Annotated in this window: 19 protein-coding genes; 9 read left to right on the top strand and 10 right to left on the bottom strand. The window is 70.4% G+C overall.

Annotated features, from left to right (window positions below; genetic code table 11):
* Window positions 1–45 precede the first annotated feature (45 nt).
* Window positions 46–807 (bottom strand): lysophospholipid acyltransferase family protein, encoded by a 762-nt coding sequence (locus QH270_RS13735; RefSeq protein ID WP_280341701.1) that lies wholly within the window; start codon window positions 805–807, stop codon window positions 46–48.
* Window positions 808–1,008: 201 nt separating this feature from the next.
* On the opposite strand from QH270_RS13735, the gene QH270_RS13730 reads away from it, so the two are divergent.
* Both QH270_RS13730 and QH270_RS13725 read left to right on the top strand, forming a co-directional pair.
* Window positions 1,009–1,923 carry a hypothetical protein gene (locus QH270_RS13730; RefSeq protein WP_280341698.1) on the top strand — a complete coding sequence of 305 codons (915 nt, stop codon included), beginning with the start codon at window positions 1,009–1,011 and terminating at the stop codon, window positions 1,921–1,923.
* 106 nt (window positions 1,924–2,029) lie between these two features.
* Complete coding sequence (locus QH270_RS13725) at window positions 2,030–3,565, top strand: Rieske 2Fe-2S domain-containing protein (RefSeq protein WP_280341695.1); 1,536 nt, start codon at window positions 2,030–2,032, stop codon at window positions 3,563–3,565.
* A gap of 3 nt (window positions 3,566–3,568) precedes the next feature.
* On the opposite strand, the gene QH270_RS13720 is transcribed toward QH270_RS13725, so the two are convergent.
* The 6 genes from QH270_RS13720 to QH270_RS13695 all read right to left on the bottom strand — a co-directional run bounded on the left by QH270_RS13720 (window position 3,569) and on the right by QH270_RS13695 (window position 12,667).
* A complete protein-coding gene (locus QH270_RS13720) occupies window positions 3,569–4,606 on the bottom strand; it encodes a Gfo/Idh/MocA family protein (protein ID WP_280341692.1) in 1,038 nt (345 codons plus the stop codon).
* Between the two features lie 72 nt (window positions 4,607–4,678).
* Window positions 4,679–6,577, bottom strand: coding sequence for a serine/threonine-protein kinase (locus tag QH270_RS13715; protein ID WP_280341690.1), 1,899 nt, complete (start codon window positions 6,575–6,577; stop codon window positions 4,679–4,681).
* The gene (locus QH270_RS13710) at window positions 6,574–8,439 is read right to left on the bottom strand and encodes a serine/threonine-protein kinase (protein WP_280341687.1); all 1,866 of its coding nucleotides are present in this window, start codon (window positions 8,437–8,439) and stop codon (window positions 6,574–6,576) included. Before QH270_RS13710 ends, QH270_RS13715 begins: the two co-directional genes overlap by 4 nt.
* A 3-nt stretch (window positions 8,440–8,442) precedes the next feature.
* Window positions 8,443–9,576: a DUF7373 family lipoprotein gene (locus tag QH270_RS13705; RefSeq protein ID WP_280341686.1), complete on the bottom strand. Its 1,134-nt coding sequence runs from the start codon at window positions 9,574–9,576 to the stop codon at window positions 8,443–8,445.
* 117 nt (window positions 9,577–9,693) lie between these two features.
* Window positions 9,694–11,577, bottom strand: coding sequence for a serine/threonine-protein kinase (locus QH270_RS13700; RefSeq protein WP_280341682.1), 1,884 nt, complete (start codon window positions 11,575–11,577; stop codon window positions 9,694–9,696).
* A gap of 151 nt (window positions 11,578–11,728) precedes the next feature.
* A complete protein-coding gene (locus QH270_RS13695; protein ID WP_280341677.1) occupies window positions 11,729–12,667 on the bottom strand; it encodes a DMT family transporter in 939 nt (312 codons plus the stop codon).
* A 96-nt stretch (window positions 12,668–12,763) separates the two neighbouring features.
* Here QH270_RS13695 and QH270_RS13690 point away from each other — a divergent pair, with 96 nt between their 5' ends.
* On the top strand, window positions 12,764–13,297 hold the full coding sequence (locus QH270_RS13690) for a hypothetical protein (RefSeq protein ID WP_280341674.1): 534 nt from the start codon (window positions 12,764–12,766) through the stop codon (window positions 13,295–13,297).
* On the opposite strand, the gene QH270_RS13685 is transcribed toward QH270_RS13690, so the two are convergent.
* The 3 genes from QH270_RS13685 to serS form a co-directional block, all read right to left on the bottom strand.
* Entirely contained in the window at window positions 13,298–14,842 is a 1,545-nt protein-coding gene (locus QH270_RS13685; protein WP_280341670.1) for an MFS transporter, read from the bottom strand.
* Window positions 14,843–14,933: 91 nt separating this feature from the next.
* Window positions 14,934–16,763, bottom strand: coding sequence for a putative bifunctional diguanylate cyclase/phosphodiesterase (locus QH270_RS13680; RefSeq protein WP_280341667.1), 1,830 nt, complete (start codon window positions 16,761–16,763; stop codon window positions 14,934–14,936).
* A gap of 77 nt (window positions 16,764–16,840) precedes the next feature.
* On the bottom strand, window positions 16,841–18,097 hold the full coding sequence (serS, locus tag QH270_RS13675; RefSeq protein WP_280341664.1) for a serine--tRNA ligase: 1,257 nt from the start codon (window positions 18,095–18,097) through the stop codon (window positions 16,841–16,843).
* 80 nt (window positions 18,098–18,177) lie between these two features.
* Between serS and QH270_RS13670 the strand changes: the two genes are divergently transcribed.
* The 6 genes from QH270_RS13670 to QH270_RS13645 form a co-directional block, all read left to right on the top strand.
* Window positions 18,178–19,875: an aldehyde dehydrogenase family protein gene (locus QH270_RS13670; RefSeq protein WP_280341662.1), complete on the top strand. Its 1,698-nt coding sequence runs from the start codon at window positions 18,178–18,180 to the stop codon at window positions 19,873–19,875.
* A gap of 51 nt (window positions 19,876–19,926) precedes the next feature.
* Window positions 19,927–20,997, top strand: coding sequence for a septum formation family protein (locus QH270_RS13665; RefSeq protein ID WP_280341659.1), 1,071 nt, complete (start codon window positions 19,927–19,929; stop codon window positions 20,995–20,997).
* A gap of 14 nt (window positions 20,998–21,011) precedes the next feature.
* Window positions 21,012–21,350, top strand: coding sequence for a metallopeptidase family protein (locus QH270_RS13660; protein WP_280341763.1), 339 nt, complete (start codon window positions 21,012–21,014; stop codon window positions 21,348–21,350).
* Window positions 21,351–21,459: 109 nt separating this feature from the next.
* Window positions 21,460–21,771, top strand: a complete 312-nt coding sequence (locus tag QH270_RS13655) for a PE family protein (protein ID WP_280341658.1) — start codon at window positions 21,460–21,462, stop codon at window positions 21,769–21,771.
* A 46-nt stretch (window positions 21,772–21,817) separates the two neighbouring features.
* A complete protein-coding gene (locus QH270_RS13650; RefSeq protein WP_280341655.1) occupies window positions 21,818–22,939 on the top strand; it encodes a PPE family protein in 1,122 nt (373 codons plus the stop codon).
* A gap of 62 nt (window positions 22,940–23,001) precedes the next feature.
* The coding region (locus QH270_RS13645; RefSeq protein WP_280341653.1) for an ESX secretion-associated protein EspG at window positions 23,002–23,300 on the top strand (299 nt) is incomplete at its 3' end.

Raw genomic sequence — 23,300 nt, 5'->3', positions numbered from 1 at the left:
CGGGTGGGTCATCCGGCGAGCGGATGCCCACGCGACGGTGCGGGGTCAGGACTCCGGGTGCTGCTGTCGGGCGGCCTTGCGGGCGAGGCGTTCGGCGGCTTCGGCGTCGTCGAGGGCGGTGGCTTCCTCGAGGGAGGGGGCACTGCCGCCGAGACGCTTGGGCACCCAGTAGGCGCCGGGCTCGTGCTCGTAGGTTTCCTGCAGCTCGGCGAGCAGCTGCTGCATGGTGGTGCGGAGCTGGGCGGTCAGGTCGGCGGCCGGTTCGTAGGGCTTGATGGGGGCGCCGACGGCGATCGAGATGGGCGTGTTGGTGCGGCCGAGGCGCTTCGGGAAGCCCTTGGTCCACACGCGCTGGGCGCCCCAGATGACGATCGGGATGATCGGCACCTCGGCTTCGATCGCCATCCGCGCCGCGCCGGACTTGAATTCCTTGATCTCGAAGCTGCGGCTGATGGTGGCCTCGGGGTACACGCCGACGAGTTCACCGGCGCGCAGGTATTCGACCGCGGCCTTGTAGGAGTCGGCGCCCGCGGTGCGGTCGACGGGAATGTGCTTGAGGGCGCGCATGATCGGTCCGGAGATCTTGCTCTCGAAGACCTCGTGCTTGGCCATGAAGCGGATGTAGCGCTTCGGCGTGCGCGCGGGCAGTCCCGCGTAGGTGAAGTCCATGTAGCCGGTGTGGTTGATCGCCACCACGGCACCACCGGACGCCGGGATGTTCTCGGCCCCCTTGACGGTGAACTTCAGACCTTCGAGGAAGAAGACGGTTCGGGCCAGGCCGATGATCGACCGGTAGACGGGTTCCACAATTCAGCTAGCGTAGTCGCAGATCGCCGGTTCCGGCAGGCCCGGCGCCACCGCGCGCCGCCCCGCCGGATCGCGGCGATCAGCCGCGCGCCGAATTCGCTTCGCGCGCACCGGTCTATCCCCGGCGAGCCCGCTCGCCCCGACAGTCGGCGGCCGCGACGCACGCGCGGACGCCAGGACCTAGGAATTGAGGAAGTCGTAGTGGAACGCGCGAAGCCGACCCCGATCGCTCCGACCCGCCACCACCGTGCCGCCGCGCTGGCCGCCGGATTGACCGTCACCGCGGCGCTGATCGCGGGCTGCGATTCGGTCGCGGGCATTCCCGGCGACGATCCGGCCCCGGCGGGAACCGCGAGCCCGGCGACGAGCGCGTCCACCGCGACCCAGGCGATCGCACCCGGCGAACCGGCGCCGACCAGCGCGAACACCACCACCCCTGCTCCGCTGCCCGCCGACGCGCCGCCGGTGGGCGCCGTCGCGGGCGACACCGACGCGGTGACCGCGGTCCGCCGCTGGGCCGCCGACCTGCGCACCGACAGCATCAGCGAACTCCAGGACAAGTGCTGGACCATCCCGCCGCGCACGGTCACCGACATGTACGCCGACCCACAGTCGATCCTCGCCGCGTTGAGCCAGCCGGGAACGGCGACCGCCGACGCCGTCACCTGGCGCACGCGCACCACCACGGTCACCGTCGACCGCGAGTCGATCGCGACGGGATATGCCTGTGGCCGGGTGTTCGCCGCGGGCGTCGAGCCGGGTTACGACGAGGCAGATGCCCGCCACGCCGTGCGCCGCTACCTCGCCAGGGCGACCGGCAAACCGCTCAACGCGGCCGACATCGAACCAGACCATCCGCTGACCTGCAAGGCCTCCCCCGCGACCTGGGACCCCGAGGGCACCGGCAATCCGACAGCAGCCCCCTTGGCCGGCGACTCGGGCAAAGTAGGCAATGTCACCTCCTTCACCGCCGAGGAGCTACGATCCGAGCGGATTCGTGGCGACTACCTGGAGGTACAGGTGCCCGTGACCACCTCCCCCGGTGGCACTCGGAACCGCACTTTCACGGTTGTCGCGACCGCTGACGGCTATTGCATCGGTGACGTAACGATCTAGCCACTATCCTGGTTGGCTGGTACGCCGAGGTAGTCAGGGGAAACCTGCGGCGGCGGTAGCTCGCCCTTGATCCGGCGAATCAGATCCTGGTAGGAGGAATCAGCTCGTGCAGATCACCAGCGTCGGACACGCAGGCTTCCACATCCGAACCGAGGCCGGAACCATCCTCTGCGATCCCTGGGTGAACCCCGCCTACTTCGCGTCGTGGTTCCCGTTCCCGGACAACTCCCAGCTCGACTGGGCGGCGCTCGGCGATGTGGACTACCTGTACGTCTCGCATCTGCACCGCGACCACTTCGACGCCGAGCACCTGCGCCGGTACGTCAACAAGGACGCCACCGTGCTGCTGCCCGACTACCCGGTGCCGGATCTGCGCCGCGAGCTCGAGGCCCTGGGCTTCACGAAGTTCTTCGAAACCCAGGACTCGGTCAAGCACACGGTCACCGGGCCCAAGGGCTCGCTCGACATCATGATCGTGGCACTGCGCGCGCCCGCCGACGGCCCGATCGGCGACTCCGGCATCCTCGTCTCCGACGGCGAGACCACCTGCTTCAACATGAACGACGCCAGGCCCGTGGACATGGACGTGATCCACGAGGCGTTCGGCGAGATCGACATCCACCTGCTGCAGTACTCCGGCGCCATCTGGTACCCGGCGGTGTACGACATCCCGGCCCGCACCAAGGCCAACTTCGGCAAGCAGAAGCGCCAGCGTGGCATGGACCGCGCCCGCTCCTACATCGAGCAGGTCGGCGCGACCTGGGTGGTGCCCTCGGCCGGTCCGCCGGTGTTCCTCGACGAGGAACTGCGCTACCTCAACGACGATCGCGGCGACGAGGGCAACATCTTCCCCGACCAGATCGTGTTCCTCGAGCAGATGGAGATCCACGGCAACGCGGGCGGGATCATGATGATCCCCGGCTCGGTCGCCGACGTGCGCGGCAAGGAGCTCGACCTCGAGCACCCGTTCGATCCGGACCGGATCTACGGCGACAAGGCCGCCTACATCGAGGAGATGGCCCAGCGGTTCGCGCCCGTGCTCGCTGCCGAGAAGGCGTCCTGGGAGACCGGCGAGGGCTCGCTGCTCGAGCCGCTGCGTGAGCTGTTCGAGCCGATCATGAAGCAGTCGGCGCTGATCAGTGACGGCATCGGTTACCCGGTGGGCCTGGTCATCGGCGAGGAAACGGTGGTGCTGGACTTCCCGCACCGCACCGTGCGCGCGCCCATCGAGGGCGAGGGCCGCTACCGCTACGGTTTCCGGATCGCCCCCGAGCTGGTGCGCACCGTGCTGCGCGACAACGAGCCGGACTGGGTGAACACGATCTTCCTGTCCACCCGTTTCCAGGCGTGGCGCATCGGCGGCTACAACGAGTTCCTCTACACCTTCTTCAAGTGCCTCACCGACGAGCGCATCGCCTACGCCGACGGCTGGTTCGCCGAGGCGCACGACGATTCCGCCGTCACCGAACTCGACGGCTGGGAGGTGCAGCGCCGCTGCCCCCACCTCAAGGCCGACCTCTCGAAATTCGGTGTGGTGGAAGGCAACAACCTCACCTGCAACCTGCACGGCTGGCAGTGGGACCTGGAGTCGGGCCGCTGCAAGACCTCCAAGGGCCACGAACTGCGCTCCCGCAAGCTCTGATCCTCACTCCTCGGCGGCGCTCGCCACGTGGTGGGCGTATTCGAGGATGCGGAGGGTCTCGACGGCGTCGCGAGGGTCGACGGGGACCGGGGCGCCGTCGAGCAGCGTGGCGGCCATGGCGCGGTAGAAGGCCGGATAGTCGCCGGGAAGGGTGGGGACGGTGCGCAGGTCACCGCCCGCGCCGAGGGTCCCCCAGTGCTCGGGTGGGACTGTGCCCCAGAGGGTTTCGTCATCGGGTCGGCGGCCGGCGCGCAGGTCGTCCTCCTGCGGGTCCAGCCCGTGGACGGTGTAGCCGGCAGTCGAGCCGAGCACGCGCATGCGCGGGCCGAGCTGGGGCGCGACGGCGCTCATCCACAGGTGTGACCTGGTGCCGGAGGCGTGTGTGAGGGCGATGAAGGCGTCGTCGTCGGCCGCGGCGCCGGGTCGGCGGCGGTCGAGTTCGGCGTAGACCTCGGTGACCGGGCCGAACAGCGTCAGCGCCTGGTCGACGAGGTGACTGCCCAGGTCGAACATGATCCCCGCGCCGGGCTCGTCCAGCTCGCGCCAGCCGCCTTTGAGCTCGGGCCGCCAGCGCTCGAACCTGGACTCGAACCGGCGCACCTCTCCCAGCTTCCCCTCCTCGAGCAGACCACGCACGGTCAGGAAGTCGTTGTCCCAGCGGCGATTCTGGAATACCGTCAGCGGCAGGTCGGCGCGCTCGGCTGCCTCGACGACCTCCTCGGCGTCGGCCGCGCGCACCGCGAACGGCTTGTCGACCACCACCGGCAGGCCCGCGGCCAGCGCCTGCAGTGCCAGTGGCGCGTGCGAGCTGTTCGGTGTGGCGATCACCGCGAGATCCACGTCCTCGTCCTCGGCGAACAGCTCCGCCGCGGTCCCCCACACCCGCACCCCCGGATGCTCCGCCCTTGCCCGCTCGGCCCGTTCCGCCGACGAGGTCACCACCGCCGCCACCCGCATCCGCGATTCGGCCGCCACCAGCGGCGCGTGGAACACCGACCCGGCCAGGCCGTATCCGATAATCGCTACCCCGAGCTGGTCCATCGATGTCCCTCCGTCTGGTGTGTGCCTCGCCGAGGTCGAGTATCCACCTCTCGCGGCCGACGGCCGGGGAGATCAGCGGGCGGGCAGTTTCCCGACCGCCTCGCGCAGGACGGACGCGGCGAGCGCGCAGTAGTCGTCGCGACGGCCCTCGCCGCCGTGCACTTCGACCTCGATCGTTTCCTCGTCGGCGTCGGGCACCAGGTAGGCGCGGACACAGATCGCCGTCGACCCACCGCGATCGGCATACATCGAGACCCCGTCGACCGTGGCCGCGAGCGCGTCGGCACCGGAGGTGTAGGAGCTGGTGCGCACCAGGTCGATCGTGAGCCTGACCCGGCCGTCCCACTGACAGGTGTGCGCATCGGCGATGGTCGGCGCCTTCGGCAGCGGGCCGATCCGGCTCGCCACCTGGTCCCTGGTGATGAGGTCGCACGGGGCGAGGCTCGCCAGCGAGCCGTCGCGATTCTCCGCCCTCGGCGCATTCGACAGTGATCGCGCGATATTGGCGATCACGTAATCGGCCGCGCCGCAATCCTTCACGTCCGAAGGGCGCGACACGTCCAGGACGATGCCGGAGTCCGCCTCCGCGCCGGGACTGGCGATCGCGCGCGTGCAGCCGTGCGGGGTGCCGTGGATGATCGGCACACCGTCGACCTCGGTGACCAGCGGCGTCAGGTACTGCTCTTCCTTGCCGAGGTTCAGGCCGATGGAGTACTTCGGGGCCGACGCACGGCAGCCCCAGTCGGCGGTGGGTGTGAGCTTCCACGCGTCTTTGGGCAGCGGCGTCGGGGCGACCGGAACCGCGTCACCCAGCGCCCGCTCCAGCCAAACGCAGGGGTCTACGCCCCGCAGCTCGGCCAGGGTCAGCCCGGTGGTCGGTGCGGGTCTGCCGGGTTCCGCACCGGTGAGGGAGACGATTCCGGCGACCGCGAGCACCAGCGCGACCACACCGGCGGCCAGGCCGCGCCGAGCCCGCGTCCCCGTCGACTGCCAACGGCGAACTGTCCACCCACGCGCGGTCGCCCACATCGCGGCGGCGAGCTCGGGGAACGGGCGCGTCGGCGCGGGCGGCAGCTCCGGCGGCAGGGCGGCGAGCAGGGCCGCCGCCTGGTGCTGTTCGCGGGCGATGTCGTCGGCGACCCCGGCGGGCCACGGCGGCGGAACGACCGGCGGACCACCGAGATAATCCAGGATCTGCGCCGGAGTCGGGCGGGCGGCCGGGTCCTTGCGCAGGCAGGCGGCGATCATCTCGCGCAGCGGTTCGGGGACCCGGCTGAGGTCGGGTTCGCGCTGGGTGATGTTGAACAGGATGTAGGGCACCGAGGGCGCGGTGAAAGGGGCGGCGCCGCTCGCCGCGAAGGCGAGCACCGCACCGAGCGCGAACACATCGGCGGCGGGGGTGATGTCGACGCCGAGAGCCTGCTCCGGAGCGAGGAATTCGGGAGTGCCGAGGACTGTCGCGGTGCCGCCCGTCGGCGAGGCGGCCGCCGCGACGATGCCGATCTCGCCGAGTCGGCCGCTGTCCCTGGTCAGCATCACCGTGTCGGCACGCACCCGCTGGTGCACGAGCCCGGAGTCGTGCACGGCACGCAGGGCACTCGCCAGCGAACCGGCGAGCGCGCGGACAGCCGGCACCGGCAGCGGGCCGTGCGTCTCGACAGCCCGATCGAGACGGATCCCCGGCACGAATGCCGAGGCCAGCCAGGGCTTTTCCGCGTCGGCGTCGACGTCGAGCACAGTCGTGCTCGACGGTCCGGACACCCGCATGGCGGCGACGGCACTGTGCCGCAGCCGGATACGGAAATCTGGTGCGGTGATCGATTCGGCGCGCGCCTGCTGCACCACCACGAGTGCGCCGTCCGGTGCGGCCGCCAGCATGGGCTGGAAGCCCGCGGTCGGCTCCAGTGCGCCGAGGAGGCGGTATCGCCCGATGCGCTGCGGTGCGCCGGGATCGAGGGGCTGGATCGTCATGACGTCGGCAACTTCGCGAGAACGGGGGCGAGCAGCGTGGCGGACGCGTCGCAGGGATCGACCGTGACGGGCTCGGCGAGCACGATCATGGTGTTCACCGCCTCCGCCTGATCATCCCGGCTCGGCCGGATCATGATCCGGAGATCGCACGATCGCGGACTCCGGCTGACGATGTGCGCGGTACGTCCGGCGACCGTGATCGTCGACCTCGGGTTCACGACGCCCGTCTCGCTGTCGGGACGGATGCGGTCTTCGAACGACAGCGAGAACCACGCGTCGCGCCCCGCCACCGCGCAGCCGTGCGGGCCGTAGGACGTTTCGCGGGCGGGGTCTCCGATCACCGGCAGCACGACCGGCGCGTCGATGATCGCGCAGGGATCCAGCAGCAGGATCGAGTCGGGATCGTGCTCGCGCAGCGGCGGATTCACCGAGAGCCGGTGCACCACCGCGGCCAGGGCGCGCTCCGACATCGGGCAGCCGTCACCGCTGGGCGCCTGCACCTGCATGGTGATACTGATGGGCAGACCGCTCTGCGTGATGACCGCCCGGTCGCAGATACGCGCCTCCTGGTGATGTCCGAAGACCGGCATCCAGCTGATGGCGCCACCGACCAGTTCCAAGGTCGACTCGGTCTCGCCCGCCGAGATGGCGATGTTGAGGGAGAAGTAGATCTTCTCGCCGGCCGGGTTCGCGTACAGGGTGCTGCACCCGTTCACCCCCTGCTGGGAGAGTTCGGCCATCGGTGTGCCGAGGTCGGTGAGCACCGCGGGCTTCAGCAACTCGCAGATGTCGAGGCGCCGGGTCTCGTCGACGGTGAGTGCCAGCGGCGGATCACTCATCGCCTCCGCCCTGCCCTCGACGCCGACACCCCACCACGCACAGGCAGCCAGAACGAGCACCGATACCGCGGCCGCCACGGGAACAGGGCCGGGGCGCCACCATCTCCGTGGCCGCGGTGCGGCATTCGGCTCCTCGGCCACACCGATCGCCCACCGGGCGGCCTCGGCCTGATGGTCGGCGACACGCCTGCGCACCCGGACCGGCCACACCGGTTCGGCCGCCAACCGGTCCGCGGCGTCGAGCAGTTGCTCGGGAGTCGGGCGGTCCGCCGGATTCTTCGCCAGGCACGCGTCGACCAGCGCGCGCAGCCCGCCGGGGATCGCGCTGGTGTCGGGCGTGCGATAGAGCACGTTGTACAGCACCTGCGGAGTGGAAGCCGCGTCGAACGGACTCGCGCCGGTGGCGGCCATCGCGATCACCGCGCCGACCGCGAACACGTCGGAAGCGGCTGTCAGCGCGCGGCACTCGGCCTGTTCCGGGGACATGTAGGCGGGCGAGCCGATCACGGCTCCGGTCGCGGTGAGGGTGATGTCGTCGGCCATCGCCCGCGCGATGCCGAAGTCGATCACCCTCGGCCCCTCATTGGTGAGCAGGACGTTGCTCGGCTTGAGGTCGCGGTGCACCAGGCCGGTGCGGTGGATCTCGATCAGCGCCATCGCCAGACCGGTGGTGAGCAGCTTCAGCCCACTCATCGTGAGCCTGCCGAACTCGCCGACCGCTTCTTGCAGCGACGGTCCCGCGATGAATTCCGAGGCGAGCCAAGGCATCTCCGCGTCGGCGTCATGGTCGACGACACCGGCGGTGTAGGCGCCGGTGACCTGCTGCGAAGCCTCCACCTCCCGCCGGAACCTGGCCCGGAATTCGGGGTTCCCGGTGAGATGGGGGTGGATCTGTTTCACCGCGACCAGGCGGCCGTCCTGCCCGCGACCGAGGAACACCTTCCCCATTCCGCCGCGCCCGATCACCGAGAGCAGGCGATAGCGGCCGAGGGTACGCGGATCCTGTTGTCCGAGTGACTGCATCGGCTACGCCCCCTGACTGTCGGCGAGCAAGGTGTACTGCGCCGCGGCGAGCTGACGGGCGTCCAGCTCCTGGTTGCTGTAGATCCTGGCCACGTATCCGGCATGGCGGATCAGGCAGCTGAAACGCCGGGCCTGCACCGCACGGCGGTCGGGTCGTAGCGCGCGGAAGCAGGCGACGCCGGCCACCCCCGGTACACCGGCCATGGCGGCGTAGTCCTCGGCCTGCGCATCCTGGATCGCCGCGCCGAACGACTCCGCCGCGGCGGGTGACTCGGCGCGATACAGGATCTTGTTGTGTGACACGGCGATCGCCGAGATCCGGTGTTCCTCGAAGAGGCGCAGCCTCGTCGTCGGCCGGTCGAGCAGCAGTGCGAACGCACGCGGACCGTACACCGCGAACTCCTTGCGGTCCGGGGTGGTGTTCCCGGTCGACACCACGCGCGTGAGCAACCCGTCCCTGTCGATCCGCGCGGTGGCCAGCTCGGCGGGCTGGGTGGGGGTGAAGGTCGCCAGTTCGGCGAGCTGCGCGCGGTAGGTGCGGGTGAGCAGGTCGACCAGCACCTCAGGACGCGGCTCGACCACCTTGGCGAAGACCCGGATCACCACGTTCTTCCACACCAGCCAGCTGCCGACGGTGGGGATGCCGGGGCGCCAATGATTCAGCGCTGCCGGAAATTCCGACACGGCGAGCGGCGCGTTCTCGGCGTTGGCACCGAAATCCGCCGCCGCCATCGCCGCGGCCGCCGCGGTCGCCACCTCCTCGCTGGGCAGCGCGATGAGCGAGATCGTCAACGCCTTGTCGGCGGCCTCGTTGTGCGACTGGTCGTTGCCCGCGATCGCGCCGAATGCGCCGAGCACGTCGAACGGCTGCAACGCCGACATCTGCACGGCGGACAGCAAATCGTCGACGCCACCGTGATCGGCGATCACGCCGCCGCCACGGCTCATCGACAGCTCGGGATCCACCGCGTCGGCGATCAACAGGTGCTCGCCGAGCCGCAACGACTCGACGAGGATGCCGCGGCTGCGGCTGGCCGCGTCGTCATAGTCGGTGGCGATCGGGCGCACGGAGTAGGAGCCGTGGTCGAGACCGGCGGATTGATCACCGCACGCGGCGGCGAAGCCGACAACAGTCACCGCGAGCGCCGCGATTCGACGCGACCTGTACCGCACGAACATTCCCCTCCGATCGGACACCACCGGCGCCCGACTCCTCCCGATCCGGCTGAAACTATCACCCGCCCACCGGCGCCGCTACTGCGGCAAGCGCCCGACCACCGATTTCAGCACCGATTCGGCGGCAGGGCATTTGGTGTCGGCGATCCGCTCCTCCGCACCGCGCACCTGCAGGGTGGCGACCTCCAGATACTGCTGACCGATCTCGCGAAAGCGGTACATACGTAGGCATTCGGAGCCCGGTTCGGTCGAGGCGAGCGCGTCGACGAACACGCCGTCACCGACGTCGACGACCTTTCGGGCGAAGGTCGGCAGGTCGACCCGCAACGGATACGACAGGGTCAACCGAATGGTGTTCGCGCCGCGCCATTCACAGGTGTGCGCCGTGACCGGGGTGCCCGGCGCGGTGGCACCGACCGCTACCGCCTCGGCGTCGTCGACCAGGGCGCAGGGATCGACCCCCGACAGCGACCCCGACGCCGCGGCGGCGCGCGGCGGCGACGCCATCGTCGCGATCACCCGTTCGACCGCGTATTCGGCCAGCGCGCAGGAGGTGCGTTCCTTGGTGGCGAGGGTGATGCCCCATCCGCCCGATTCCGCGCCGACACCCAGCGCGCACTCGATGCCGCGCCGCCGCAGCGGGAGTCCGTGAACGGTGTCACCGGTGGCGGTGAAACCGTCCAGGGCGGTGCCGATTTCGAGGGTGAGCTCGGCGGCGCCCGAGGTGCCCTGGCAACCCCAGGTCGAGGTCTGTTGCCACTGCCAGTCGGCGACGTTCAGCTTGCTGCCCGCGCCGATGTCAGCCGGCAGGGTGGGGCCGAGCGCCTGCGGCAGCCAATCGCAGGCCGAGACTTCACGCAGCTGCGCGAGACCGGGCAGCGATGCGGGTGCGGCGGTCGTCTCGGCGGGTTCGTCGCGCACGATGACGACAGCGGTCGTCGCCGCCACGACCACGGCAGCCGCCGCCGCGACACCGATCGCGAGCTTGGTCCGCGTCCTGCCGGGTGGCCGGGACGGTGGAGTCACTGTGGCGTCCGGGCGGATCGGTGACGAAATGATCTGGGTCGCTTCGGGATCCGAGGTGAGCGAAACCAGGTACCGGGACTGCTCGGCGATCCCGGCGTGCACCGAAGCCGGCCACGGCATGCTCTGCACCGGCAGGACCCCGAGGTAGTCCAGGATCTGGGCCGGCGTCGGCCGGGCGGCCGGGTCCTTGCGCAGGCACCCGCCGATCAGCTCGCGCAGTTCCGGCGGGACGGCGTCGAGCCGGGGTTCGCTGTGGACGATGTTGAACAGCGTGTAAGCCGCCGAGTTCGCCGCGAACGGACTGTCCCCGGTGGCGGCCATACACAGCAGCGAACCCAGCGAGAACACATCGGCGGCCGAGGCCACCGGTTCGCTCATCGCCTGCTCGGGCGACATGTACGCGGGTGACCCGACGACGGCGCCCACCTCGGTGAGCTGCGCGCCGGTGCCGACCGCCTGGGCGATACCGAAGTCGATGACGCGTGGCCCGTCGGCGGCCAGGATCACGTTGGCGGGCTTGAGGTCCCGATGCACCAGGCCGGTGCTGTGGATGGAATGCAAAGCCGAGGCCAGGCCGGAGGCGAGGGTGCGCAGGGCAGGCACGGGCAGGGGTCCGTGCTCACGGATCGCACGGTCCAGCGGCACCCCGGCGATGAACAGCGAAGCCAGCCATGGTGTTTCGCCGCTGGTGTCGAAGTCGACGACGGCGGCGGTGAACGCGCCGGAGACGCGGGCGGAGACGGCGACCTCGCGTTCGAAGCGGGCGCGGAATTCGCGGTCGTCCAGCAGGTGGGCATGGATCTGCTTGATGGCGACGAACCGTCCGTCCGGGCCGGTGGCGAGCAGGACACGTCCCATGCCGCCCGCGCCGAGCACGCCGCGAATCCGGTAGCGGCCGATCATCGTCGATTCGGCAGGCGACAACGGCTCGATCACGTCGGTACTCCCCCACTCCGATCCCGCCGAGGCGGGTGCGCGCCACGATCTTCGGCGCGGTCGTCCGCGAGCAACCTAACACCCTTGTCGCCGTGCGCCGGGTGGCGCCGGTCTCGGGGGTGGATGACGGCGGCCGAGCCGCGACGTCGAGCTAACGTTCCGTCGCTGAGGTCGCCTTGGTCCCCAAGACCACGGCACCGAGAACGATCACACAGCTCAGCGCTGCCGTCAGGGAAAGCCGACCGGCGGCGGCGTCGAGCAGCATCGCCGCCACGAGCTGGCCCGCTACCGAGGTGAGGCCGAGGAGCAGGACGCCGATCATGCCGACCGTGATCGCGGCCAGGGCGATGAAGGCCACGCCGATGACGCCACCCAGGTACAACCAGGGTTCGGTGGGGAATCGGGTGGGCAGGCCGGTGGTGAGCAGGGTGTAGACGTTGAAAAGGCACAGGGCGATCAGGCCGACGGTGAAGTTGATCAGAGTGGCGGGGAAAGGTCCGCCGACTGCGCCGACGCGGCCGTTCACCGCCTGTTGCCACGCCAGGCCGATGCCCGCGAGCGCGGGCAGGACGATGAGCAGGAAGTCGGAGACGCCGGTCGCGGTGGTCGTCGGCGCGGAACCGCCGCCCGCCGAGAGCACGACACCCGCGATGCCGAGGACGGCGGCGACCATGCGCCACGGCGTGATCGGGGTACGCCCGTTCGGGGCGAGTCCGAGACGGTCGACGACGAGGCTGCTGAGCAGCTGGCCCGCCACCACGGCGACGGTGAACGCGGTGACACCGATGGCGGCGATGGTCAGGCCCTGACTCGCGACGAAGAACGCGCCGCACACCCCGCCGAGCAGCTGCCATGGCCGCACGCCGCCGTCGCGCACGGCGGTTCGTACCTTGCCGAAGCCCGCGCGCAGGGTGGGGCTCAGTGCGAAGGCGAACAGCAGCACCAGCAGACCGGTGCCGAAACTGATGGTGGCCGCGGCGACGCCGTCGCCCAGTTCGGCGCCGAGTGCGCCGTTGATCCGCCCCTGCACGGCGACCCCAGCGCCGATGCAGAATCCGAAGATCGCTCCGAGACCGTTGCGTCCGACCACCGCGTCCTTTCGTCAGCTGGGGAGCCGTGGCTTCCGACACTAGACTGACCGACGACTCCGGCGGGCGTCCGGATGGGTCGTCAGGGGGCGAAAACGATGTCGACAGCAAGTGATCCGATGCTGTTCCACCCGGTGATCGACGAGGTACTGACCCGTCATCGCGAGGCGCTCGGCCACGACGATCGGACCTATCGCCATCACGTGTACCGCTGCGCCAACTATCAGCGGGCGCTCCTCGGCGGCGACCCGCCCGACGCCGCCGCGCTGGCCTGGGCCGTGCACGATCTCGGGATCTGGACGGCGGGCACCTTCGACTACCTGGCGCCCTCGGCGGCGCTGGGCGAGCGGCTCGCGTCCGAATTCGGGATCGCCGACACCGCGCTGGTGCGCACCCTTGTGCTGGACCATCACGGTCTGGGGGCCCGCGCGGACCCGCTTGTCGAGACTTTTCGGGTGGCGGACCGGATCGATGTCAGCCGTGGACTGCTGCGCGGCGGAGTCGACGCCGAATTCGTGCGGCAGGTCGTCGAACTCTTCCCCTACCTCGGGTTCCATCGGTTCCTGCTGAATTCCGGTCTGCGGCACGCGGTTCGACATCCGCTGCGCCCGCTCCCGATGTTGCGCTGGTGACTAGCTCGCCGAATCGGCGTCGGAGCGAGGCGGGAGCCAGCTCGGGGTGAGCACGGCGGCCACCAGCAGGACCGCGCCCAGCAGGGCGATCGTGGTCGACATCGACAGCCACTGGGTCGCCGCGGCGACGAAACCGAAGACCGCCAGCGCCACGACCTCCGACAGCAACCCCGAGAACGAGGTGACCGTAGCCCGGGCCGGGCCCTCGATGGCGTCCTGCAATCGGGCGCCCGCGACCACCTCGACGTTGTAATCGATGCCGTAGGCGATACCGATCCCGACGAATCCCACCCACAGCAGCACCGGGCTCGCCGTGCCCACCGCCAACGCGCCGCCGATGAACAGGATGCCGGCCACGAACAACGCCGCGGCCAGCGCCCGAGCCGGGGCGGCCTCGGTCCGGCCCGCCAGCACCGAACCGACCAGCGAACCCACCACGGCCACGCCGAGCAGCAGCGCCGACACAGCCGTCGAGGCACCACCGGTGACCGCGAGCAGGCCGAAGTACTCGTCGAACGCCGTGACACCGGAGAGCAGAGCGCCCAACAGGACCCCGCGCCGGACCCGGCGAACCCGCCAGGCTTCGGCTGTACCGGTGCGCAACATCGCCAGGTAGCGCGAGGCACCGCCGTCCCCCACGGCCGACCGCGGCTCGGTGTCGCCGGACCGCCCGGTGGGCGGTGGTTCGGCGGCCGCCACACTCGGGCCGCCGGCCGGGCACTGCGTTGCTGTCGGGTCCCCGCGCCCCGTGCTCGCGCGCCGGTCGCCGCCCGCCTCCGCACCGTGCTGCGGATCTACCCGGATCGCGCTGGTGTCGGCCGGTGACGCGCCGGTATCGACCGAAGCCACGCCGGAGTCGGCCGGTGCGAGGCCGGGCCGCGCCGGGGGTGTGCCGGGAACCTTCTGTGGGCCCGGGATCGGCGGCTCGTCGTCGAGGTCGTCCACGGCCGACGCCGAGATCGCCACCGGTGGGCTCGGCAGGGCCACCGCGGTGAGGATGTGCACCACACCGACACCGACGCTCACCCAGCCGACCAGCGCGTACCCGCCGAGGGCGAACAGTGGCGCGCCCGCGATGATCGCGAGCAGGACGGTGCCCTCCTGGGCGGCGCGCGTCCAGCCCATGATCCGCGCGTAGGCCGACGGCTCGCCACGGGCGACGAGATCGTCGTAGATCAGGGCCTCGAAGGTGCCCGAGGCGAGTGCCCCGGCGACACCCCACAGTACGAAACCGACGCCGAATCCGGCGAAGGACGGCGCGAGCATCCAGACGACGAAGCACGCCACCTGCAGCACACAGCTCAGGATCAGCAGGCCACGCCGCGACACCGTGTCGGCCCAGGCGCCAGATGGCACCTCGAGCACGAACGCCGTCACCGACCAGAGGGCGAGCAGCAGGGAGATCTGCGCGGTGCTCAGGCCGTGATCGGCGAACAGCACGCCGTAGAGGGCATAGATCGGCAACAGGTCGCGGGTGCCCTTGAACAGGACCGCGCGAATCGCCAGGCCGCGGACGTCGACCGGGTCACCGGTCAACCGGGCCACCGCGGTTCGCAGAGTCTGTGCAGGTCAACAGGCGTAGATGAGCATGCGCATGCTGCTCATCGTTCGCCTCTCGCCGCCGGAGGTCAAGCGATTATCCGAGCGGGATCCAGCCGTTGGCGGCGAGGGAGTCGTCGTCGGAGCCGCCGGGCCGGGGCCGCGCGTCGTTGAGGTCGTTGATCAGTTCCGAGACCGGATGCGAGTCGCTGTAGTGATAGCCCTGAGCCAGCGCGAAACCGAGTTCGGTGAGCACGGCGGCCTGGTACTCGGTCTCCACGCCCTCGGCGATGACCTGCAGATCCAGTGACTTGCTGAGCGCGGCGATCACGCCGAGCAGCGGCGGCGCGGGCGAATCGGAGCGGATCGCGGCGACGAAGGACTGGTCGACCTTGAGGATGTCGCTGGGGATCGTGGCCAGCCTGCTCAGCGAGGAGTAGCCGGTGCCGAAGTCGTCGATCGCGATGCGGACGCCACGGTCGCGCAGGGTGTGCAGATTGGTGATGGCGGTCTGCGATTCCGCGGCCAGCTCGCTCTCGGTGACCTCGAGGACCAGCTGATCGGCGGGCCAGCCGGTGTCGGACAGGATGGTCGCGACCCGCTCGGCATAATCGGGTTCGGCCAGCTCCAGGCCCGAGACGTTCACGTTGAGGGTGAGGTCGAGCGAGGCGAAGCTCTCCTGGAGGCGGGCGGCGTCGGCGCAGGCGCGGCGCAGGACCAGCTCGTCGAGGTCGGAGATGAGGTCGTATTCCTCGGCGACCCGGATCAGGCCCTCGGTGGTGACCTCCGGCTGCGCGTTCGACGACCAGCGCAGCAGCGCCTCGACCCCGACCGCCTGGCCGCCGTCCTCGGTGAGGCTGACGATCGGCTGGTAGTGCACGTCCAGGGCGCCGCGGTCGATCGCCTCGCGCAGTTCCACCGCCAGCGGCAGCTGCCGCGACGACTCGAGCACCGTGCGGTTGCGACCGGCCTGCTTGGCCCGGTACAGACCCACATCGGCCCGGCTGATCAGCAGCGACCCGGATTCGCCCGGCTGCCAGGAGGTGACACCCGCCGAACAGCCCATGGTCACCGCGGCGCGCAGCTTCTCGGTGAGCAGGATCGCGGCCTGCTCGGTGGTGCCGGGCAGCAGCAGCGCGAACACGTCGCCGCCGAAGCGGGCCAGCACCTGATCGGGGGCGAGCAGGTCGAGCCAGCTGTCGGCGACCCGCTGCAGGACCGCGTCGCCGGCCCGGTGGCCGAGGTGGTCGTTGATCTTCTGGAAGCGGTCGAGGTCGACCAGGACCAGGGACAGGCCCTGACCGCTGCGGCCCGCCGCGTCGATGGCCGGGTTGAGCTGCTTCTCGAAGCCGCGCCGGTTCAGCAGACCCGTGAGCACGTCGATGTCGGCGTCGGAGGCCATCCTGGTCAGGATGCCGACGACCACACCGGCGCCGAAGGTGACGCCGGCCGGGATCAGGCCCGACCACCACGGCAGCTCGCGCGCGGGCAGCACCCACAGACACAGGGCCATCGCGAAACCGATGTGCGCGGCGGCCTGCGGCCAGGCGAAGAACAGCGCGGCATCGCAGGCGACGAAGACGTAGAACGAGGCCAGCGTGATGCCGCCGACCAGGTTCGGGAAGTCGTGCACGGCGATCGTCACCAGGACGGCGGCGGTGGCCAGGTAGAGATGATGCAGGGCGTGCGGCATCCGCGGGCCCCACACCAGCAGGGTCAGACCGAGTACCAAGGCGACCGCGGCCGCCGTTCCGACCAGCAGCCGATTACCGTCGTCCCCCGGTGCGACGGCAGTGATCGTCAGGCCGAGGACACCGCCGAGAACGTAGAACGCCCCCGTTGTCCTGGCCATGACCTTTGCCGTCGCCAACGCCGATGCCGCCCGCACCCGGGTTCGGGTATCGCCGCGCGCCCCGATTCCTCGCACGAGCACCAGCCTAGATGTTGTTCGGTCAGGACGTTTGCCACATCAACAAATGCGATTCCAGCAAACAGTGAAGAGCTCTACGGTGTCAGCACCTCGGTGCCGACGAACGGCACCAGCGCCGCGGGCACCCGCACCGAACCGTCGGCCTGCTGATGGTTCTCCAGGATCGCCACGATCCAGCGGGTCGTCGCCAGCGTGCCGTTCAGCGTCGCCGCGATCTGCGCCTTGCCGTTCTCGTCCCGGTAGCGGACCGCGAGGCGACGCGCCTGGAAGGTGGTGCAGTTCGAGGTGGAGGTGAGCTCGCGATAGGTCTGCTGGGTCGGCACCCAGGCCTCGCAGTCGAACTTGCGCGCGGCCGAGCTGCCGAGATCACCCGCGGCCACGTCGATCACCCGGTAGGGCACGTCGATCGCGGCCAGCATCTCGCGCTCCCAGGCCAGCAGCCGCTGGTGCTCGGCGTCGGCCTGCTCGGGGGTGGTGTAGACGAACATCTCCACCTTGTCGAACTGGTGCACGCGGATGATCCCGCGGGTGTCCTTGCCGTAGCTGCCGGCCTCGCGGCGGAAACACGACGACCAACCCGCGTACCGCTTCGGGCCCGCGCTCAGGTCGAGGATCTCCTCGGAGTGGTAGCCGGCCAGCGGCACCTCCGAGGTGCCGACGAGGTACAGGTCGTCGTCCTCGAGGTGGTAGACCTCCGCCGAGTGCTGCCCGAGGAACCCGGTACCGGCCATGATCTCCGGGCGGACGAGCACGGGCGGGATCATCATCGTGAAGCCGTTGGCGACGGCCTTCTGCGCGGCCAGCTGCAACAGACCCAGCTGCAGCAGCGCGCCGTGCCCGGTGAGGAAGTAGAACCGCGAGCCCGACACCTTCGCGCCGCGCTCCATGTCGATCAGCCCCAGCGACTCGCCGAGCTCGAGGTGATCCTTCGGCTCGAAGTCGAATTCCGGTGGGGTACCGACCGTTTCGAGCACGATGTAATCGTCCTCGCCACCGGCGGGCGCGCCCTCCTGCACCACATTGGAGATGGCGCGGTGCGCCGCGTCGAGATCGGCGTCGGCCGCGTTCTGGGCGGTCTCGGCCTCCTTGACCTTGGCGGACATGTCGGTCGCCGCGGCGAGCAGCGCCGGGCGCTCCTCCTTGCTCGCCTTGCCGATCACCTTGCCCATCGCCTTGTGCTCGGCACGCAGGGTGTCGGCGGTGGCGACGGCGGCACGGCGCGCGGCGTCGGCTTCGAGCAGCGCGTCGACGAGCGCGGGGTCCTCGCCGCGGGCCCGCTGCGAGGCTCGGACGGCTTCCGGGTTCTCGCGCAGGAATCGGAGGTCGATCATGAGAAAACAGCCTAGTAGTTTACGCAACTCTTAATCACACGGCCTATCCCTGAGCACGGTGGCAAGAGCATAGTTGCGGTGTGAGTACTACTTTCGACGCCGCCGTCATCGACAACGCACTTGCCGATCTCACACAGGGGGAGAAGACGTGGGCCGCGACGGGCCTGCGTCGCCGCCGCGAACTGCTCGAGGAACTGCACGCGCTCACCGCGCGCGACGCCGAGGCCTGGGTCGCCGCGGCGCGCACCATCAAACAGCTCGACGCCGACAGCCCGCTGGTCGGCGAGGAGTGGATGTCGGGCCCGATGACGATGCTGGCGGGCGCGCAGGCGCTGGCCGAATCGCTCGGCGCGCTCGAACGCGGCGCCAGCCCGCTCGACGGGGTCGACCTGGGCACCGCGCCCGGTGGCCGCGTGTCGGTCCCCGCGCTGCCGCACGGCTTCTACGACAAGCTCCTGCTCAGTGGCTTCAGCGCCGAGGTGTGGCTGCGTCCCGGCGTCGACGCGGCGACCGCGCGACGCAAGGCAGGCCTTGCCCAGCTCGACCCGGCCGCGACCGGTGGCGTCGGCGCGGTGCTCGGCGCGGGCAACATCATGTCGATCGCGCCGCTGGACACCCTCTACGAGCTCTACGCCAACAACCGGGTCGTCGCGCTCAAGCTCAACCCGATCACCGACCCGCTGCTGCCGGTGTTCCGGGCGATCTTCGCGCCGTTCATCGAACTCGGCGTCGTCCGCATCCTCACGGGCGGCGCGCCGGAGGGCGGCTACCTGGTGAACCATCCGCAGGTCGCGCACGTACACATGACCGGCGGCGCGCCCACCCACGACGCGATCGTGTGGGGCGCGGGCGCCGAGAGTGCCGAGCGCAAGAAGACCGGAACGCCCGCGCTGGCCAAGCCGATCACCAGCGAACTCGGTGGCGTCGCGCCGTGCATCGTGGTGCCGGGTGACTGGTCGGCGGCCGACCTGAAGTTCCAGGCCGAGCACGTGGCGACCCAGCGCCTGCACAACGGCGGCTACAACTGCGTGGCCGCGCAGACCGTCGTCCTGAGCGCCGACTGGCCGCTGCGCGAGCAGTTCCTCACCGAACTGCGCGCCGCGATCGACAGCGCGCCCGCCCGGCCCGCCTACTACCCCGGCAGCGACGGCCGCGTCGCCGGCGCGCTCGAGTCCTACCCCGGTTCGGCGCGCGCCAACGGCCGCGTCCTGGTGGAGGACCTGCCGACCAGCGACACCCCGTTGCTGCGCACGGAGTACTTCTCCCCCGTTCTCGGCGTCGTCAGCCTGCCCGGCACCGGCGCCGCTTTCCTGCGCAACGCCGTCGACTTCGCCAATGACGAATTGATGGGCACGCTCGGCGCCAACATCATCATCGACCCGGCGACCGGCAAGGAGCTCGGCGCCCACCTGGACACCGCGATCGAGAACCTGCGCTACGGCACCGTCGCCGTCAACGCCTGGACCGGCCTGGCCTTCCTCACCCCGCGCGCGAGCTGGGGGGCCTTCCCCGGCCACACCCTCGACGACATCCAGAGCGGAATCGGCGTGGTGCACAACGCCTTCCTGCTCGACGACGTCGAGCGCACCGTGGTCCGGGGCCCGTTCCGGCCCGCCCCGCGCGCGCTGCTGCGCGGCGAGTTCACGCTGAGCCCGAAGCCGCCGTGGTTCGTCACCAACAAGACGGGCACGGGCACCGGCCGCAAGCTGACCGGGTTCTACGGCGACGGCAAGCCGACCCGCCTGCCCGGCATCTTCGCCTCGGCGCTGCGCGGCTGAGTCCGGGAAGGTCGTGGCACAGCCGCGACCACGCTGCCATGATGGACCGCGATGTCTGAACAGCAGAGTGACCAAGCACCGGGATCCGCGGCGCCCAGCGGCGGCGCCAGTTCGCTGCACCTGTCCGCGCGCAAGCTGCGGTGGGGGCTGCTGATCGGCGCGCTCGGCGCGGTGATCGCGGCCCTGGTCACGATGACGGTCACCGGCTTCGACACCGACAAGGTCGAGGCGCACCAGCCCGGTGCGGAGCCGGTGGTCCGCGACAAGGAGTTCAGCAGCGCGAACGAGGGCGACTGCCTGAGCTGGACCAAGGCCGACCGCAGCGACCTGGTGAAGGTCAACTGCGGTGACAAGCACCTGTTCGAGGTGGCCGGCGTGGTCGACCTCGGCGCCTACCCCGGTCGCGAGTTCAGCGGCGGCACCCGGCACCCGGATTCGCTGCGGATGACCGAGCTCAGGGACGAGCACTGCGTGCCCGCGGTGCAGCGCTACCTGGGCGGACGGTTCGATCCGCGCGGCAAGTACATGGTCAACGTGATGTCGCCGAGCCCGGCGGGCTGGCAGCACGGCGACCGGACGCTGCGCTGTGGCCTGCAGGTGGCGGCCACCTCGGCCAGCCCGGCGGCCACCGGCAGCATCGTCGAGCAGGACCAGTCGAAGGTGCACGCCGTCGGTACCTGCCTCGGCATCAACCAGAACCTGCCGACCGATCCGGTCGACTGCGCGCAGCCGCACGCGGTCGAGATCGTCGGCACGGTGGATCTCGGGTCGCACTTCACCGGCGGGCCGCCGTCGGAAGCCGATCAGGACAAGTTCGTCGAGGCCGAATGCAACCGGCTCTCCACCGAGTACCTCGGCAGCCCCGACGCCATCAGGAACAAGACGCTGACGCTGTTCTTCGATTATCTGGAACCGACCAGTTGGCTCGCGGGCAGCAAGAAACTGGACTGCTGGCTCGGAAAGGGCGCCGACCGTGAGGGTTTCGCGCCGATCGTCGGTTCTGCGCGCGGCGATATCCTGATCGACGGTCAAGCCCCGGTGCCACCGCCGAACACCGGCCGCTCCACCCCGGCGCCGCTGCCCGGCGCCGCGCCGCTGCCCCCGCAGCCCCAGCCCCGGTGACCGAGTCGGAGCGGATGTCGCCGGACCGGTTCGAGGAGCTGGTCGGCGACGCGCTCGACCTGATCCCGCCCGAGCTCAGCGGGGCGATCGACAACGTGGTGGTGCTGGTCGAGGCCAGAAACGACGAGGAGCCCTCACTGCTGGGGCTCTACCACGGGATCGCCCTCACCGAGCGCGACAGCTACTACGCGGGATCGCTGCCGGATACCGTGACCATCTATCGAGAGGCTATTCTCGACATCTGCAGCTCGGACGACGAGGTGGTCGAGGAGGTAGCGATCACCGTGATCCATGAAATCGCACACTATTTCGGGATTGACGACGACCGGTTGCATGAGCTGGGATGGGGCTAGCGAAATTGGGTGGGGAATCGATGGAACCGAACGACCCGCTCTCGCGTCCTATCACTCGTAGGGGGAATTCTCGTGGTTCCCGATAGTCGCCACCAGAAGGAGTCGGGTAATGGTCGGACACGTCCTCATCACGCCTGAAATCGTCCTCGCCGCATCCGCGGAGCTGGACCTGCTCGCCGAGCGGCTCGCGGTCGCCGCCGGCCTGGCCGGGCCGACCACCCACGTGCTGCCCTCCGGCGCCGAAGAGGTCTCCCTGCTCGCGGCCGGGCACTTCAACCGGGCCGCCGCCACGCACGACAGCGCGGTCGCCCAGGCGATTCTCGAACTGCATCACGCCGCGGCGACATTGCGGTCGCAGCTCGCCACCAACATCGGTGAGGACATCGCCCGCGCGGCGACGATCTCCGCCATCCAGGTGTAGCCGTACCCGATCCGTCGACGATCATTCATTCAGGGGAGAAACAAGCATGACCGCAGGGATCACCGGCGTCTTCTGGCTGCCGCGTATGGCGGAGATCAACTCGACCACCCTCAACGCGGGCGCGCACGCGATTCCGATCAGTGCCGCCGCCACGTCGTGGGGCACGCTCGCGGCGGCGTGGGGCGACGCCGCGTTCACCATCACCCGTGTCATCGCCGAAGTGGGGGTCGGCCTGCAGGGTGTCAACGGTCTGGCCGTGCTGGCCAAGCTGGCGCCGTTCGGCGCGTGGGCCGGTCAGCAGGGCATCATGGCCGGTGTCATGAGCGCCAAGGCCACGGCCAACGCGACCGCCTACACCGTGGCCTCGCTCGCGATGCCGAGCCTGCCCGAGATCGCCGCGACCAACACCGCCGTCGCCGCGTCGGCCAACCCGCCCGGCGTGGTGTCCGGCGCGTTCGAGGCGGCCGAGGTCGCCAGGCACGCCATGGACATCCGCGCCGCGCTGGTGATGGAGACCTACGAGGCGGCCACCACCGCCACCGTCACCACGCCCGGTGAGTTCTCCATGCCGCCCACGATCGCCAGCGGCGCAGGCTCGGCCGCGCAGGGCGATTTCGGTGGCGACCCGGTGGCCACCGCGGTCGCCGCGGCGCAGGCGTTCGTCTCCAATCCCGGCGTGGTCAGCGCGGCCACCCAGGCAGCCAATGTCGCCGGTGGTGTGCTCACCAGCGGCGTCAGCACCGTCGGCAACATCGGCGCCTCGGCCATCTCGGCGGCCACCGCCTCGACCGTCCCCGCGACCACCGCGGCGGTCCCGGCCATGGCCACCATGGGCGCGGTCGGCGCCGCGGGCGTGGCGACCACGTCGGCCGGCCTCGGCAGCGTCTCGCTCAACGCGGGTCAGCTGAAGCTGCCCGAGGGCTGGGGCGCGCCCGCCGCGAACGCGGGCGCCTCGGCGCCGGTCGTGGAGTCGGTGGTCCGCACCGACGGCGCGCCGGTTCGCAACAACAACGCCGGCGCCAACCCGCTGCTCGGCAACCGGGCCAAGGGCGAGGACGACGACGAGCACGACGCCGTCGACTACGGCCGTTCGGATGAGGCGTTCGTCGACGGCCGCTACACCGCAGAAGGTGTGATCGGCGCCGACCTCGCCGGAAACGCCAAGTGACGGTGCTCGGCGGGGGCAGTGGGGGGTCGTTGCTGGATGCCGTCGTGCTTTCGCTCGACGACATGCAATTCCTCCTCGAGAAGCTGCAATTCGACGAGATGCCCGTGGTGCTCGACGCCATGGGTCGCTATGACAACGTCGCGGCGCACGATGCCGCGATGAAGGTAACCGAGGCCGCGCTCACCGAACGCGAACTGCTGTTCGGTGACGTGGTGCAGCCGGAGTTGGCCGAGCGCCTGCGGGTGCTCTACCGGCCGCAGTGGATCATCGCGCTGCGGTGGGTGGTCCAGGGCCACGTGAACCGGTTCTGTCTGGCGCCGGGGGCCCGCCCCGCCGGCGGGGCCCCGCGCCCGGCCGGGGG

It is taken from the genome of Nocardia neocaledoniensis (assembly GCF_029868625.1).
GTDB classification, from domain to species: Bacteria; Actinomycetota; Actinomycetes; order Mycobacteriales; family Mycobacteriaceae; genus Nocardia; species Nocardia neocaledoniensis_A.
This window is presented reverse-complemented; position numbering and strand designations above follow the sequence as displayed.

Coding starts and splice junctions, on each gene's coding strand:
- QH270_RS13650 (WP_280341655.1), top strand. CDS start 21,818: ATGACCGCAGGGATCACCGGCGTCTTCTGGCTGCCGCGTATGGCGGAG.
- QH270_RS13690 (WP_280341674.1), top strand. CDS start 12,764: ATGTCGACAGCAAGTGATCCGATGCTGTTCCACCCGGTGATCGACGAG.
- QH270_RS13710 (WP_280341687.1), bottom strand. CDS start 8,439: ATGCAGTCACTCGGACAACAGGATCCGCGTACCCTCGGCCGCTATCGC.
- QH270_RS13660 (WP_280341763.1), top strand. CDS start 21,012: ATGTCGCCGGACCGGTTCGAGGAGCTGGTCGGCGACGCGCTCGACCTG.
- QH270_RS13715 (WP_280341690.1), bottom strand. CDS start 6,577: ATGACGATCCAGCCCCTCGATCCCGGCGCACCGCAGCGCATCGGGCGA.
- QH270_RS13720 (WP_280341692.1), bottom strand. CDS start 4,606: ATGGACCAGCTCGGGGTAGCGATTATCGGATACGGCCTGGCCGGGTCG.
- serS (WP_280341664.1), bottom strand. CDS start 18,097: ATGATCGACCTCCGATTCCTGCGCGAGAACCCGGAAGCCGTCCGAGCC.
- QH270_RS13655 (WP_280341658.1), top strand. CDS start 21,460: ATGGTCGGACACGTCCTCATCACGCCTGAAATCGTCCTCGCCGCATCC.
- QH270_RS13665 (WP_280341659.1), top strand. CDS start 19,927: ATGTCTGAACAGCAGAGTGACCAAGCACCGGGATCCGCGGCGCCCAGC.